This window comes from Mucilaginibacter pallidiroseus (assembly GCF_007846085.1).
Classification (GTDB): Bacteria; Bacteroidota; Bacteroidia; order Sphingobacteriales; family Sphingobacteriaceae; genus Mucilaginibacter; species Mucilaginibacter pallidiroseus.
Window position 1 is genome coordinate 601,914 of sequence record NZ_VOEJ01000001.1, and the last position, 13,566, is coordinate 615,479.

The following is a 13,566-nucleotide window of genomic DNA, read 5'->3' on the forward strand; positions in this document are numbered from 1 at the left end:
AACGAAATTTAATGTGTCAATAAAACGCATTAAAATTAAAGGCGCTACTTGTAAAGGCAGTTAGCAATAAGTCCTGTCCATCCGGTTTGATGTGCGGCGCCGAGGCCTCTCCCGTTATCGCCGTCAAAAAACTCATAAAAAAACAGGTTGCTTTTAAAGTGTTCATCCGTTTGCGTTTTAGCGCATGTACCGTTGAACGGCCTGTGGCCAGCGGCATCTGTTAAAAACAGCCTGGTAAGGCGTCGGCAAATTTCATCGGCAACTTCCTTAAGCGTCATCATCTGGCCTGATCCTGTGGGGCATTCAACCTTAAATTCATCACCATAAAACTCGTGATAACGGTTAAGGCTTCCAATTATCAGGTAGTTGATAGGCAGCCAAACAGGCCCGCGCCAGTTGCTGTTACCGCCAAACATGGCTGTATCGCTTTCGGCAGGCGTGTACTTTATACTAAAATTTGTGCCCTGTATGGTTGCGGTGAAAGGATGCTCAAGATGATATTTGGATAGTGAACGAATACCGTAATCACTTAAAAACTCGTTTTCATCCAGCATGTAACCCAAAATGCCTTTCATCCGGTGCCCGCGTAAAAGGCTGATAAGGTGTTTGTTATTTGCGCTCTTTTCGTCCCAGTGCGATACGAGCGCGGCAAGGTCCGGACGGTTTTGTTTAAACCAATCCATCCGGCTCCGGAATATGGGGTTACTAGCAATATCTACATCATCCAAAACCCTTACTGCAAACAAAGGCATAAGGCCAACAATACTACGCACACGCATTTTGGTAGCCCCGCCATCGCTCATACGTAACTGGTCGTAAAAAAAGTCGTCCTGCTCATCCCAAAGGCCGGCATTACCACCCTCGCCCAGGCTTGACATTGCCCCGGCTATGTAAATAAAATGTTCAAAAAACTTCGATGCGATATCTTCATACGCATCGTTTGTAACGGCAAGCTCAGCAGCCATTCCCATAAGGTTAAGTGCATAAGCAGCCATCCAGCTTGTACCGTCTGCCTGCTCCAGGTGCGACCCGTCCGGGAATACCGTGTTGCGGTCAAACACACCGATATTATCAAGCCCCAAAAAACCGCCTTCAAAGATGTTATTACCTGCCGAGTCCTTACGGTTTACCCACCAGGTAAAGTTGATCATCAATTTGTGAAAGATGCGTTCAAGAAAATAGGTATCTCCCCTGCCGTTATTTTGTTTTTTATCCTGCTGATAAATTTCCCATACCGCAATGGCAAGTACAGGTGGGTTAGCATCACTGAAATCCCACTCATAAGCGGGTAGCTGGCCATTTGGATGCATATACCAATCTTTTGTAAGCAGCGTAAGCTGGTTTTTGGTAAAATCCATATCCAAATCAGCCAGCGGGATGCAGTGAAAGGCGAGATCCCAGGCTGCAAACCAAGGGTATTCCCATTTGTCAGGCATTGAAATAATATCACCCCTATTGTTAAAGTGTTGCCATTTGCTATTGCGTCCATCCAGGCGGCTTGCGGCTGGTGGCGGATAGGCCGGGTCTCCGGCAAGCCATTGGTGCACATCGAAGTAATAAAACTGTTTGGTCCATAACATACCCGCGTATGCTTGTCGTTGTATCATTGCCTTTTCGATACTGGCATCTTCGGGCGTTAGCGTTTGGTAAAACTCATCGGCCTCTGCAATTCGCGAAGTAAAGATGTTATCGAAATCATCAAAATTAGCTTCAGCAATAGATGACAAGCGGAATTTTAATGTTACGCTTTGCCCGGCGGGTATCTTCAAATCATAGTTGAAACACGCTTTTGTGCCCTGCTTGCCTGTGTTAATGGTGGCGGCACCATCTACGAGGTAATTGTTTATTCCATCTTTATAATACCTGCCGGGACTAACCGCCAAGCCAAACCGTTGGGCGTTGGTTTGGTTGTCGCAAAAGAGTGTTTCGGCTTCCGTTTGCGCTGAGAAATAAGCAATGTCAAGATTTGTGTGATCGATGCCAATTTGATTTTTTGATAAAGCCGATAAGTTTGGCTTGTAACTATCGTAACCCCAATCCCAGGTGTTTCGGAACCAAATAGTAGGCAGGATGTTGACTTCCGAGTCTTTACCACTGCGGTTATGCACAGTTATTTTGATCAGGATATCATCGGTAGCAGCTTTGGCATATTCTATCAAGACATCAAAATAGTTGTTGCCATCAAAAACACCACTATCCATTATCTCAAACTCTGCCTGTGTACGGTCGCGTTTGCGGCTTTCGGCTACAAGCTCATCATATGGGAATGGCTGCTGCGGGTATTTGTATAGCATCTTCATGTACGAGTGCGTGGGCGTATTGTCCAGGTAATAATATATTTCCTTAACGTCCTCGCCGTGGTTACCCTCCGCATTACTTAACCCGAAAAGTCGCTCTTTTAAAATATGATCTTTTTTGTTCCAAAGCGCAAGGCCAAAACATAATAACTGCTCACGGTCGCAAATGCCGGCAATAGCATCTTCGCCCCATCTATAGGCATAGCTGCGTGCTTTATCATGGCTCACATAGTTCCAGGCATCGCCGTTTGCGCTATAGTCTTCACGTACCGTTCCCCATTGCCTGTCGCTAACATAAGGCCCCCATTTTTTCCAGCCAGGCTGTTTTATCCTATCTTTTTCTATGCTCATAAATTATTTCCAGGCATTTTCTAAAAAACGCAGCCAATTACCATACATCATATTTTCGATATCTGTTTGGGAGTAACCGCGTTTAATTAAAATATCCGGCACTTTCTGTATGTCGGCAATGGTCTCCAGGTCGTATGGGCACTGTTCGCGGCCAAATGCACCGTCTAAATCAGTACCCATGCCTACATGCAGGGCATTACCCGCCAGTTGGCAAATATGATCGATATGATTGGCCATTACCTCTAAGTTACAGTTCATACCTTCAGGCGTTGACATACCACGCACCCAGTTAGGCACCATCATCCAGGCATCTAAAGCAGCGCCGATAACAGCACCCCGGCTAATAAGCACTTTGATCATTTCATCGCTGTACTGGCGGTTATGGTTAACCAAAGCCCTGCAGTTGTTATGGCTTGCCCAAACGTGGCCGCCAAAGTTATCAAGCGCTTGCCAAAAGGCGTCATCGCACAAATGGGTAGCATCAAGTATAATATTCAAGCGCTCCATTTCTTTAAGCAACTCCAAGCCTTGTTGTCCCATTTTGCCGGTTGCATCTGTACCGTTTGCGTATCTGCCCGGCCCGTAATGTGCCGGGCCGAGGGCTCGTAAACCGTTATTGTAGGCACCTTCAAGGTAACTTACATCTACAATCGAGTCGGCACCTTCAAGGCTCAAAATATAACCTATAGGTTTTGTTGTATTGTCGTTTGCATCAGCCCATATTGCCAGGTGTTGATCCAACTGTTGCAGGTCAGTGATCTGTCGCATCTCTCCTTTCGCTTCCATGGCTTTGTACCATGCAAGCTGCCCCTGTGTTTGCGCCCAGGCCTGCTCGGGGGAGTGCCATCCGGGTAGAGTGTTGCCGAGAGCTACATAGCGTCCTATCTGGGTAGCTACAACAAGGCCGATGTTCGCCTTGCGTAATTCGGGCAATGATACTACTGCTTTTGCACGATCGGGCTTATCTGTCAATCCTTCTTCGCGTTGGTTTATGGCTGCAACCGATTGGGTTAAGTCGCGGTTCCACTCAAGAGCGTTCATGCTCAGATCAAGATGGGCATCTATTACAAACATATTATTCACAATTTTGGATTACACCGATACGATAATGATTTCATGGGCTTTAATCAGCAAATCGTACCGATTTTAATTTCTCCTGATTAAATATTGATCTTCCTATCGCGTGCGGTATTAAACCACTCGCTTATGGGCACGCCATTTTCTATTGCAATTGCCCGCTCGTAAAGCGCTACCGTTGGACAAATGTGGTGCGGCAAACCATACAAGATATCGCCAACTTTAAATTGATAATCCCGCCCGCCGTCAGCTACCAAATGCTCTTCGCTTTGGCCTATCAATTTTAAATCCGGCGCATTTAAAAAGTAAATTCTTTTATTCAATTCGTTTTCTGCCGATACGGACTTATGGCCAATATCAATACATATCTTACCATCATCAGGCAATGACACAACGCGACCAAGAATAAGTGCTGCAGTTTTAAATGGTTGCTCCTCAAATGCGGTTTGATAACCCTTATCCCAATATACAAATGTGCCGGGGCTGCATTCCAGCTGGGGAAACTTGGCCAATATCGAAAATGTTGGCGAGCCACCCGCTATCAGGACGGGTTGCGGATATCCGGCCTTTTTTATCTGTTCGATGAGGCCAAGAACTTGCTGCATATAGCCGATCAGTTTCAGTTGCCTTTCATTGTAGTCATGATCATGGATATGCCCGTCATAAGCATGCAAGCCTTTTAATGTCAACGACGGTAAGGAAGCAACTTGCTGATACAAGGCAAATGCCTTTGCAGGGGCAATACCTGTTCGGTTCATGCCCACATTCAGGTCGATAAATACGTCTATCAGTAAGCCATTAGCAACTCCTTGTTTGGAGATGGCTTTTGCAGATGCCATGTTATCTACCAGGCAGGAAAATGCTGTATCTGGATAAGCCTTTATCAGTTCAATAAACCGATGCAGCTTAGGGTCGTTTGGCTGGTAAGCTAACAGCACGTCTGGTGCTTTACATTGGCCAAGCATTTCGGCCTCAGCAATGGTTGCACATTTAAACTTGGTAATGCCCGCCTGTATCATTAACTGCGATACTTGCGGGCTTTTATGCGTTTTAACATGCGGGCGCAAGCGTGCTACATCATCAATCATTGTTTTTAACAGGTCGATGTTGTATTGCACCCGCTCCGGGTAAATCACCAGCGCAGGTGTATCAATGGCGTCGGTGTTGGCTATGTCAAACCAGTTGGCTGCCATTTTTACTGCTCCAGTTCAAATAGCGCTTCAATCTCAACAGGTATGTTATCAGGCAACGAGCCAAAGCCAACTGCACTGCGCACACCTATACCATTTTCTTCACCCCATACTGCAGCAAAAAGTTCGCTGCAACCATTAATGATAAATGGGTGTTTTTCAAACTCGGGAGTGCAGTTTACCATTCCCAATACCTTAATAACACGTTTTATTTTATTAAGGCTGCCAATATTGGCTTTAATGGTTGAAAGCATGGCCAAGCCTACCTGGCGTGCAGCAACTTTGCCTTCATCCTGGCTCATATCGGCACCAATGCGGCCTATTATAAGGGTGCCGTCGTCCTGCACGGTACCATGACCAGACAAGTAAAGGTATTTACCATCAATTAAGCAAGGTTTATAAACGCCTAACGGCTTTGGTGCAGGCGGGAGGTTTAAACCAAGCGCCGCAAAGTTTTCTTCAGCAGTGTTCATTTTGTAAAACTATTATTTATCGGCATCAACGCAAACAAAAAAAGCCCCGAAAAACGGGGCCCTTTGGTTATTATGATGTTTAGGTTGGATATTACAATTTAAATGACACGCCAAAGTTGATCGAGTAATCGGCAAAAGCAGCGTCACCATTTACAAAGGTGCCGGTGTTTTTGCTGTTCTCGCGGTCAGTAACGCTTTGTGTACGGTCGCGGATGATGGCGATTGGCACGCTTGCAAAAATATTTACTTTACGGAAGCTGTAATTTAAAGCAGGCTCGCCCGAGAATACATAACCCGGCCTGCGGAAGCCGTCGCTTTTACCAAATATGTCATAAACCGGGATACCTTCTATCCTTGCACCGGCAGATACATTTATCGCACTAAATGCACCTTTTAAAGCATAATTTACACCTAAACGCGCCATATACTGGTCGGGCACGTTGGTAATAGCCTCATTAGCCAGGGTAGCCCTTAACGTTTCGCGATAAGTGCGTGTGCCGTTCATGTTGCGCGGATTGCTCATGTAATACAGATTGGTGTAACCGCTGAACGAACCGCCAAGGCCCAAAAAGCCATTCACTTCGGCAATAATACCTACACCGCCATCTCCCAATTGTATTGATTGATCAACAGGGCGAACAGCAGGCGTTACATTATAAAAAGTTGATGTTGCATTGTAATCGCCGGTTGGTAGTTTTACGCCCAATCCAACCTGGATATTTCCGGTGTGCGTTTTATGACTGTCAAACAACCATCGGTTTGCCACGATACGCATATCGCCAATGCCATTTGATTTGGATGTATGGCGCTCTTTGCCGCCGTGTTCATATAATGATGAGCGGGTATTGATCAGGTAAGGCATCCCAACCGTAACCGACCAAAATTGGTTAAAGTTACGGGTAAGGCTTAAGTCGATAGTGCTTTGATGGTTAATAACTTCGTTGCCCAACACTAAGCGTTCCTTTTGCTCCTCACGGCCCCTGAAGTGGCGAAAGGATTTAAAGTAACGATATGATGATGTAAACAACCAGCCTTTGTCTGACCCTAAGACCGTATCAAGCATTGGGTGCTCCATTGTTAAGAACGACCCGTTACCCCTGATAGCCACGCAACCTTGCGCGTTTGATTTTAGGTTATTGAAAAGCGTGAGCACAGCAACAGCTGCAAGAATTTTATGATAAAATTTCATTGTAATTGTTTAAGAATAGGTTTATGGTGCCGTTGTTGCACCAACCTGCATATGCAGGATTTTAATTGATTAATTAAACCGGTTTGGTAGTTGCGCCATTGCGGGCAAAGTAACCGGTGTTGATGTATTTAAGAGATATGTATAAAGCCAGTATGGAGCCATAACTGCCGCCCCTTTCTATCCACTCAAAAACTTCATAGTGAGGGTAAAAAAGTTCGGTAGCTATTTTCCAAATAAACAAGATGATTAACGCGCTGCGCAATGGTTTTGCCAAAACAAGGCATGCGGCAGTAATTTCAAATGCACCAACCGCTAAGGCTACCTTGCCTGGTTGCCCAAATCCAAGTGATGCGTATTGATTTAGCAAACCTTTTTTCTCAATAATATTTAACCATCCGTGCCCCATCAACAGCATAAATACAATGAGCTTTAGGCAGGTAGTTACACTTGCCAGCGTTTTGTCACTGTAAACCGCATTTGGATCTATAGGCTCAAAAAGGTGTTTAAAGCTTTTTGTCCCACCCGAAAGGATTAACATTGCCAAAGGCGCACCAAAGTTACCGGCACGCTCAATAAACTCGGCGAAGGGCTCGCCCGATGCCGGGCGAAGAAATGCTGTAAATGCCCCCCATATTACCAACCACAAAGCAATAGCTCGTATTGGGTAAAAAAGCATAATTACACCAAACAAAATATCTGCGCCACCAACCCACGGCATCAAGCTATAGGCCGTTTCCTTGCCTATACCAAACACCGCGAAATAATTGCACCAAATTTCTTTAGTAATAATACCAAAGGCCCCATGCCCAACAAAGCACATGGCTATAGCTATGCGTAAAGTGTAATGAAGCTTATTGTTGGTCGTAAAATGCATTCTTGTTGATTTTATTTATCTGCGCCGTCAGCCTTAGCTCTTGCCACAGCGTACTCTCCCACCTTTTTACCTGTTTGTAAGCCTACTTCACAATCGCTGCGGTAGTGAATTGCTCCATATAATCGAGACATTGCAGCTTCTTTTGCCATATCCATAAACTTGTTACCCCTATCTGGCAGCAGGTAGCTTAAAACAGTTGCAGCAGCACCACTAAAGTTTGAGTGCCCCGATGTATACGACGGGAAGTTAGGGATACCTGTAAGCGTTTTAATTGTAAGCACCATTTGTGTAGGCCTTGGGTTAAAGTAGTAATACTTGGCATCCCAGCAAACTATGGCCGCGTCCATTTCGGCCATGTTTAGTAAAGCTAAGTTACGCGCCCAGCGTACTTCGCTCCAGTTTTGTTTTACAAACTCTTCAGAAGCAATAGTATTCCAGTGGCCCGGAGGCGTTGGCGTACCTACACCATCGGCCCAAAATGCTACAATGCGCTCATGCTCGCGGCTATGGTTCTGGCTCATCTGTAATACTTCTTCGGCCTCTTTCTTAAATTCAGCAGAACTGGTAGAATATGGCGGCGGCGGGCGTAGTGCTTCGACAGTTGCAGTGGTGAATAGAAAAGGATTAACTTTCGTAAATAACGGCAACATAGGGGGCCTCTTTGGTAGTTCGAGGCTTATCCAAGGCGTTTGGCCTTTGGCTGCAGTATTGGTTTCAAGCGCCGTCCAATCAGCTTGTGTGCCTATGGCCGCTCCGGCCTTATCAGCACGTGCACGCGCTAAAAATACTGCTGCAACTTGTTTGCCTAATGATTCGCCCGCATCCCAATCCGACCTCGTATTTGCGCCTGACATTAAACGATAAAGCTTTTCTTCGGCTACTTTTTTCTGGATGAAATCAAGATCGCCCGGAAAAAGTAATTCCATCATTTTGGACGTTACACCCGCAACAACCGCGTCTTCGCTCGGGTATGATGGCAAGTCCGATTTTGGGATAAGCGCCTGTACATTTACATCATTTTTGTATGGTGCCGCACGGTTAAACTGCTTTTTAAATTTCCAGGCCTGCACTAATGCATCATACTGCGACGCGCTTACATAAGCATACGCCCTTGCTGCATAAGGTGGGTTTGAGAACGGAAATAACGGGTAAGCCAGTGGGTTTGCCGCACTTGGGAACGGATATGTGCCGTCATCATTTTGGTATGGCGGCAAGTTGTGTTTGGCAACTAAATCGCGCAAAATTTCGTTCCAACGCAACACCGAGCCTGCACTCCAGTATTTGATAATATCTTTTTGCTCTTGCGTTAGGTTTTTTTGGTAGCTCTTTATCTCGTTTAGGTCTGCAAGATAGTTAGGCGTTGTTATAGCATCAGGTGCTGCTACCGTAAACGTGCTAGACGCTGTCAAGATAGGCGTCCAGGCATCAGCATTGGCATCAATATTATTGGGCGCTAAAGCCGGGAATACCTCATTACGTTCCACAATGTCCTTTTTACATGATGTAAGAGATGCTGCCGCAAGTAAAATATATAGTAAGTTTCTTTTCATTTTCATCAGCTTAAGATTATTCAGCTTTTTCTTTTTTAATAGGGAATACATAGTACACTCCACCGAAAATTGACTTGTTTTGGCCAACGTTACGCCCAGATACTACATAGTTGCCGCCTGCAGTAAACTCCAAGCCGCGAATGCTTTGGAACATGTATTTAAAAACGCCACCTACCATTGTAGCATCCATATTAGCGCTTGGGAAAGGCATGTTGTTACGTGTAATATCAAAACCACCAATGGTATTTATTTTAGACACAACACCCTCGGCATTAAACTTTAAGCTACGGTAGCCTGCGCTTAACAAAAAGTTTGTGGCGTTTGGCATAGCAACCTTATTGGTATAATGCATTTCTGTAGTGTAATAGTTATCACGGTCAATAGTGATATTATCCTTGCGTACATATTGGCCTGCACCAGCTACAAAAAACCTGCCTAGCTGGTAATTTAGCAAACCACGGATAGCAATACTTTTGGTTTGTAAACCTAAGGACAATGGAAGGTAATCGGCCTCATATTTGCCTAAAGGAATGTTACCAGAAAGTATAGCGTGAAAGCTCAATAAGCCTGTTCCAATCTCTTCTTTAGCAGCCAGCCACTTAACGGCAAGCATCAAATCCTGCACGCCTCTTTGGCCGCGTAATGTGCCCGCGCTTGCATTGGTTTTTATGTATGGCACCATAAATAAAACGTTGACACGATTGCTTAAACCGTAGTTGCCGCCAAGGGCATATACATTGCTGCTAATTGTACCAAGATTTAGGTTTTCGCGCTTAAGCGTGCCTTCCCAGTAGTGATCCCAGCTATTGTGGGTATAGATACCGGCAGCGCAGAAGTAGTTTTTAGGTATCATTAAAGCATCTGTCTCCGTTTGCGCCTTTACCTGGTTGGTAATTACAGCACATAACAGCATGCAGATGAAATATGAGTATATATATTTCATATGTTGTTTCAAGAAATTAATCAGGATATAAAGACGGGTTGGCCAAATGGTGGCCGTTGCATAATTTTCCTTTAGTCCGTATCACGGGCATGGCAACCTACCCTGCAGCTGTAATTGACGTTACATTGCATAAGCAGATACATGCTCATGATACGAACAAAAAAGAACTTATGTCTTAAATCAATATTAACCAACCAAAGAATTTGGTGGCTTACCCGGCGATTCGATGTATGGATCTGTTAAAAGGGAAGATATAGGGTTAGGTATAAGCTCAACTAAATCTCGAAAAGTTAAGAACCTATACTCACATCTTGCTATGTTGTAATCAATATTGGTAGCAGCTTTTTTAACCGAAGATTCGGCACCTTTTTTTGCGCCAACCGGCGTGTCACTTATGTTTTTTGCAACTATCAGATTAGCACCTACCAGCCTTGTTTTAACGCTGTTGGCAATACAAACAAGATACATAGTATCTTTGGTCATTTTTACCCCAACATAATTGTAGTAGTTGTCTTTAAATTGGATTTGCCCCTGCACTTTTTCATAGTCGGCCCAGTTTTGAATCTCGGGCATATGTACAGGAAGCTTTATCTGTATAAGTTGAGTGGCGTCTACCTTATTCTCGTAGATCTGTTTCACCATCTGATCCTCGGACCGGTTTATGAAATATTGAAAAAATAGTTGGTACCCACCTATATAAAACAGGTGCATGCAAAGCAGCATAAGTACGCAAAACTTCTTCAATGTTTGGATTATCAGGTGTTATACAGCGTAAATTTAAACAAGTAATTTATTATCACAAATTATTTACAAATAAAATAATAATTGCTAAAACAATATGTACGACACATTTGTAAGCGTTTTTTACGCCTTTCATAAATATTCTATACTATTGGTGTAAGTATTACGAGATATTGGTCATATCCATCATCAAATTTTAAATCAACCGTCCAGTTTTCTTCCAGCGCAATTTTTGTAAGTGTATTCAAATCAATATACAGCCATTTAAACCAGTCGGACTTTTTTCCCTTATAAACGTATTGATAATCAAGTTCGCCATAATAACCGGCGCCAACGGGCGGTTTGCCATTATATAGGTAGGCAATGTCTGAAGAATCGAATATCAGTTGCCCGCCAGCATTAAGCAAAAACCGCGCATGGTTTAGAAAAACTTTAAACTGGCCGAGTGTTCCGCACAACCCTATGCCGTTCATCATTAGGATAAGCGTATCATATTTATCGTCGCTATAATTAAATATATCGCCTTCAAATGCATGCTTAACACCGCGACGCTTCATGATATCTACTGCAAGATGTGAAATATCCATTGCCGATATGTCAAAGCCTTGCTGCTGCAGCAATAGTGCGTGACTGCCTGCCCCTGCTCCTATATCTAAAACCCTGCCTTTACAAAGGTTAAGTGCAAGGCTTTCCAGATCGGGCATATCGTGAGCCGATCGGAAGTACACGTTCAATGGCATTTCTTCTTTTTTGCCATATTTGTTATTAATCCAAAGCTTGTTGCTTTTTATTCCATTAAACTGATCTGCGAGGGCCTGCCCAAATATATCTTGCACGTATTTGTTGTTTGTATATTCAAAGTAAGCAAATCATAGCCTAATTATCATTTATTGGTTTATACAGGATTGTAAACCTGCCATTAATGTAATTTTTAAATTGCTTATACTTGAAAAACTATGAAATTACATACTATTGATACCGGACTTTTTAAGCTTGATGGTGGTGCCATGTTCGGCGTGGTGCCCAAAGCCATTTGGCAGAAAACCAATCCCGCAGATGCCAACAATTTATGTACCTGGGCCATGCGGTGCCTGCTTATTGAAGACGGCGACCGTTTAATACTGGTTGATACAGGTATAGGAAATAAACAAAGCGAAAAGTTTTTCAGTCACTACTATTTACATGGCGATGCAACTATGGATAGCTCGCTAAAGAAAGCAGGCTTTCATAGGGATGATATTACGGATGTTTTTTTAACACATCTGCACTTTGACCATGTTGGCGGGGCAGTGCTGCGTGATGGGGAATTGCTAAAACCTGCTTTTAAAAATGCAACCTATTGGAGTAACCCGCAACACTGGCACTGGGCCGTTAAACCAAACGAGCGCGAGAAGGCATCGTTCCTGGAAGAAAACATTTTGCCTATCCAGCAAAGCGGCCAGCTTAAATTTATAGATATTGAAGATGGTGTAACTTTTACAGATGATATCAAAATACGCTATGCTTATGGCCATACCGATGCCATGATGCTGCCTCAAGTAAGTTATAAAGGTAAACAACTGCTTTACATGGCTGATTTGCTGCCATCCGTTGGCCACATACCCCTGCCCTATGTTATGGCTTATGATATGTTCCCCATGAAAACACTAAGCGAACGTAAAAGCTATTGGAATGAGGCTGTAGAAAACGAATATGTACTTTACCTGGAGCATGACCCTATTTATGAATGCTGCACGTTGCAACAAACTGAAAAAGGCATAAGAGTCAAGGAAACATTTAAACTGAGCGAAATTTGACATTTCGCAAAGCCACAAATAATGGGCCAAGCGATGTCATTTACAGACATATATTTTTTATTTTCATTTTAACGTATAACGGACACTTAGTTCACTATTAATCTGTTATTTTTAGAAACAAATTTGTACCTTTGCACGTTCAATTCTAATTATAAGAAGCGAGGTTAATTAAATAAATGAGACAACTCAAAATAACTCAATCCATTACCAACCGTGAGTCGCAGTCGCTTGACAAATACCTTCACGAAATTGGTAAAGTTGACCTGATCACAGCAGAAGAAGAAGTAATTTTAGCTCAGAAAATCAGAGAAGGCGACCAGGCCGCATTAGAAAGGCTTACTAAAACCAACTTACGTTTCGTAGTTTCTGTTGCTAAACAATATCAAAATCAAGGCCTTACATTAGGCGACTTAATAAACGAAGGTAACTTAGGTTTGATAAAAGCTGCAAAGCGTTTTGATGAAACCAAAGGTTTCAAATTTATATCATACGCCGTTTGGTGGATCCGTCAGTCTATTTTGCAGGCTATTGCCGAGCAAAGCCGTATTGTACGTTTACCGCTGAACCAGGTAGGATCGCTAAGTAAAATAAGCAAGGCATTTTCGAAACTTGAGCAGGAATACGAGCGTGAGCCATCTCCGGAAGAGCTTGCCGATATCCTTGAAACTACGGTTGATAAGATCTCTGACACGCTTAGCAACAGCGGCCGTCATGTATCTATGGATGCACCTTTTGTGCAGGGTGAAGAAAATACATTGTTGGATGTATTGGAAAACCAGGAGCCAAATACCGACTCTATATTGATTAACGAGTCATTATCTGAGGAGATCAAACGTTCCCTGTCAACCCTTACCGAACGTGAGCGTGAGATCATCGTATTGTTTTTCGGCTTGGGTACTAACCATCCCCTTTCACTTGAAGAGATTGGCGAGAAGTTTAACCTCACCCGCGAGCGTGTACGCCAGATTAAAGACAAGGCGCTGCAAAGATTACGTCATACATCGAGGAGCAAGATCCTTAAATCATATTTAGGTTAAAGCGAATAGCATCCTTATTAAAGCCTCCCTGCAAAGCGGAGGCTTTTT

General features: G+C 43.6%; 12 protein-coding genes. 2 read left to right on the forward strand and 10 right to left on the reverse strand.

The genetic code is table 11. The features are described from left to right. Positions 1-44: 44 nt before the first annotated feature. The 10 genes from FPZ43_RS02650 to FPZ43_RS02695 form a co-directional block, all read right to left on the reverse strand. Complete coding sequence (locus FPZ43_RS02650; RefSeq protein ID WP_146380291.1) at positions 45-2,648, reverse strand: MGH1-like glycoside hydrolase domain-containing protein; 2,604 nt, start codon at positions 2,646-2,648, stop codon at positions 45-47. 3 nt (positions 2,649-2,651) lie between these two features. Continuing rightward, positions 2,652-3,722, reverse strand: coding sequence for a dipeptidase (locus FPZ43_RS02655; protein ID WP_146380292.1), 1,071 nt, complete (start codon positions 3,720-3,722; stop codon positions 2,652-2,654). Positions 3,723-3,808: 86 nt separating this feature from the next. After that, a complete protein-coding gene (locus FPZ43_RS02660; RefSeq protein WP_146380293.1) occupies positions 3,809-4,918 on the reverse strand; it encodes a D-TA family PLP-dependent enzyme in 1,110 nt (369 codons plus the stop codon). A 2-nt stretch (positions 4,919-4,920) separates the two neighbouring features. Further along, on the reverse strand, positions 4,921-5,388 hold the full coding sequence (locus tag FPZ43_RS02665; RefSeq protein ID WP_146380294.1) for a RidA family protein: 468 nt from the start codon (positions 5,386-5,388) through the stop codon (positions 4,921-4,923). A gap of 91 nt (positions 5,389-5,479) precedes the next feature. After that, positions 5,480-6,577 carry a hypothetical protein gene (locus FPZ43_RS02670; RefSeq protein WP_146380295.1) on the reverse strand — a complete coding sequence of 366 codons (1,098 nt, stop codon included), beginning with the start codon at positions 6,575-6,577 and terminating at the stop codon, positions 5,480-5,482. A 73-nt stretch (positions 6,578-6,650) separates the two neighbouring features. Next, positions 6,651-7,451, reverse strand: coding sequence for a hypothetical protein (locus tag FPZ43_RS02675; protein WP_146380296.1), 801 nt, complete (start codon positions 7,449-7,451; stop codon positions 6,651-6,653). 11 nt (positions 7,452-7,462) lie between these two features. Continuing rightward, positions 7,463-9,007 carry a phosphatase PAP2 family protein gene (locus FPZ43_RS02680; RefSeq protein WP_222430912.1) on the reverse strand — a complete coding sequence of 515 codons (1,545 nt, stop codon included), beginning with the start codon at positions 9,005-9,007 and terminating at the stop codon, positions 7,463-7,465. Positions 9,008-9,017: 10 nt separating this feature from the next. After that, the gene (locus tag FPZ43_RS02685; protein ID WP_146380298.1) at positions 9,018-9,944 is read right to left on the reverse strand and encodes a hypothetical protein; all 927 of its coding nucleotides are present in this window, start codon (positions 9,942-9,944) and stop codon (positions 9,018-9,020) included. Between the two features lie 186 nt (positions 9,945-10,130). Further along, positions 10,131-10,688, reverse strand: a complete 558-nt coding sequence (locus FPZ43_RS02690) for a hypothetical protein (RefSeq protein ID WP_146380299.1) — start codon at positions 10,686-10,688, stop codon at positions 10,131-10,133. Between the two features lie 140 nt (positions 10,689-10,828). Beyond that, entirely contained in the window at positions 10,829-11,521 is a 693-nt protein-coding gene (locus FPZ43_RS02695) for a class I SAM-dependent methyltransferase (RefSeq protein WP_146380300.1), read from the reverse strand. A 120-nt stretch (positions 11,522-11,641) separates the two neighbouring features. Here FPZ43_RS02695 and FPZ43_RS02700 point away from each other — a divergent pair, with 120 nt between their 5' ends. After that, positions 11,642-12,481, forward strand: coding sequence for an MBL fold metallo-hydrolase (locus tag FPZ43_RS02700; RefSeq protein ID WP_146380301.1), 840 nt, complete (start codon positions 11,642-11,644; stop codon positions 12,479-12,481). 176 nt (positions 12,482-12,657) lie between these two features. Then, positions 12,658-13,518, forward strand: coding sequence for a sigma-70 family RNA polymerase sigma factor (locus FPZ43_RS02705; RefSeq protein ID WP_090466905.1), 861 nt, complete (start codon positions 12,658-12,660; stop codon positions 13,516-13,518). Positions 13,519-13,566: the final 48 nt, after the last annotated feature.

Bases quoted from the DNA above. Each gene is read 5' to 3' on its own strand.
- FPZ43_RS02660 (WP_146380293.1), bottom strand. From the start codon at position 4,918: ATGGCAGCCAACTGGTTTGACATAGCCAACACCGACGCCATTGATACA.
- FPZ43_RS02655 (WP_146380292.1), bottom strand. From the start codon at position 3,722: ATGTTTGTAATAGATGCCCATCTTGATCTGAGCATGAACGCTCTTGAG.
- FPZ43_RS02705 (WP_090466905.1), top strand. From the start codon at position 12,658: ATGAGACAACTCAAAATAACTCAATCCATTACCAACCGTGAGTCGCAG.
- FPZ43_RS02650 (WP_146380291.1), bottom strand. From the start codon at position 2,648: ATGAGCATAGAAAAAGATAGGATAAAACAGCCTGGCTGGAAAAAATGG.
- FPZ43_RS02670 (WP_146380295.1), bottom strand. From the start codon at position 6,577: ATGAAATTTTATCATAAAATTCTTGCAGCTGTTGCTGTGCTCACGCTT.
- FPZ43_RS02675 (WP_146380296.1), bottom strand. From the start codon at position 7,451: ATGCATTTTACGACCAACAATAAGCTTCATTACACTTTACGCATAGCT.
- FPZ43_RS02680 (WP_222430912.1), bottom strand. From the start codon at position 9,007: ATGAAAATGAAAAGAAACTTACTATATATTTTACTTGCGGCAGCATCT.
- FPZ43_RS02685 (WP_146380298.1), bottom strand. From the start codon at position 9,944: ATGAAATATATATACTCATATTTCATCTGCATGCTGTTATGTGCTGTA.
- FPZ43_RS02700 (WP_146380301.1), top strand. From the start codon at position 11,642: ATGAAATTACATACTATTGATACCGGACTTTTTAAGCTTGATGGTGGT.
- FPZ43_RS02665 (WP_146380294.1), bottom strand. From the start codon at position 5,388: ATGAACACTGCTGAAGAAAACTTTGCGGCGCTTGGTTTAAACCTCCCG.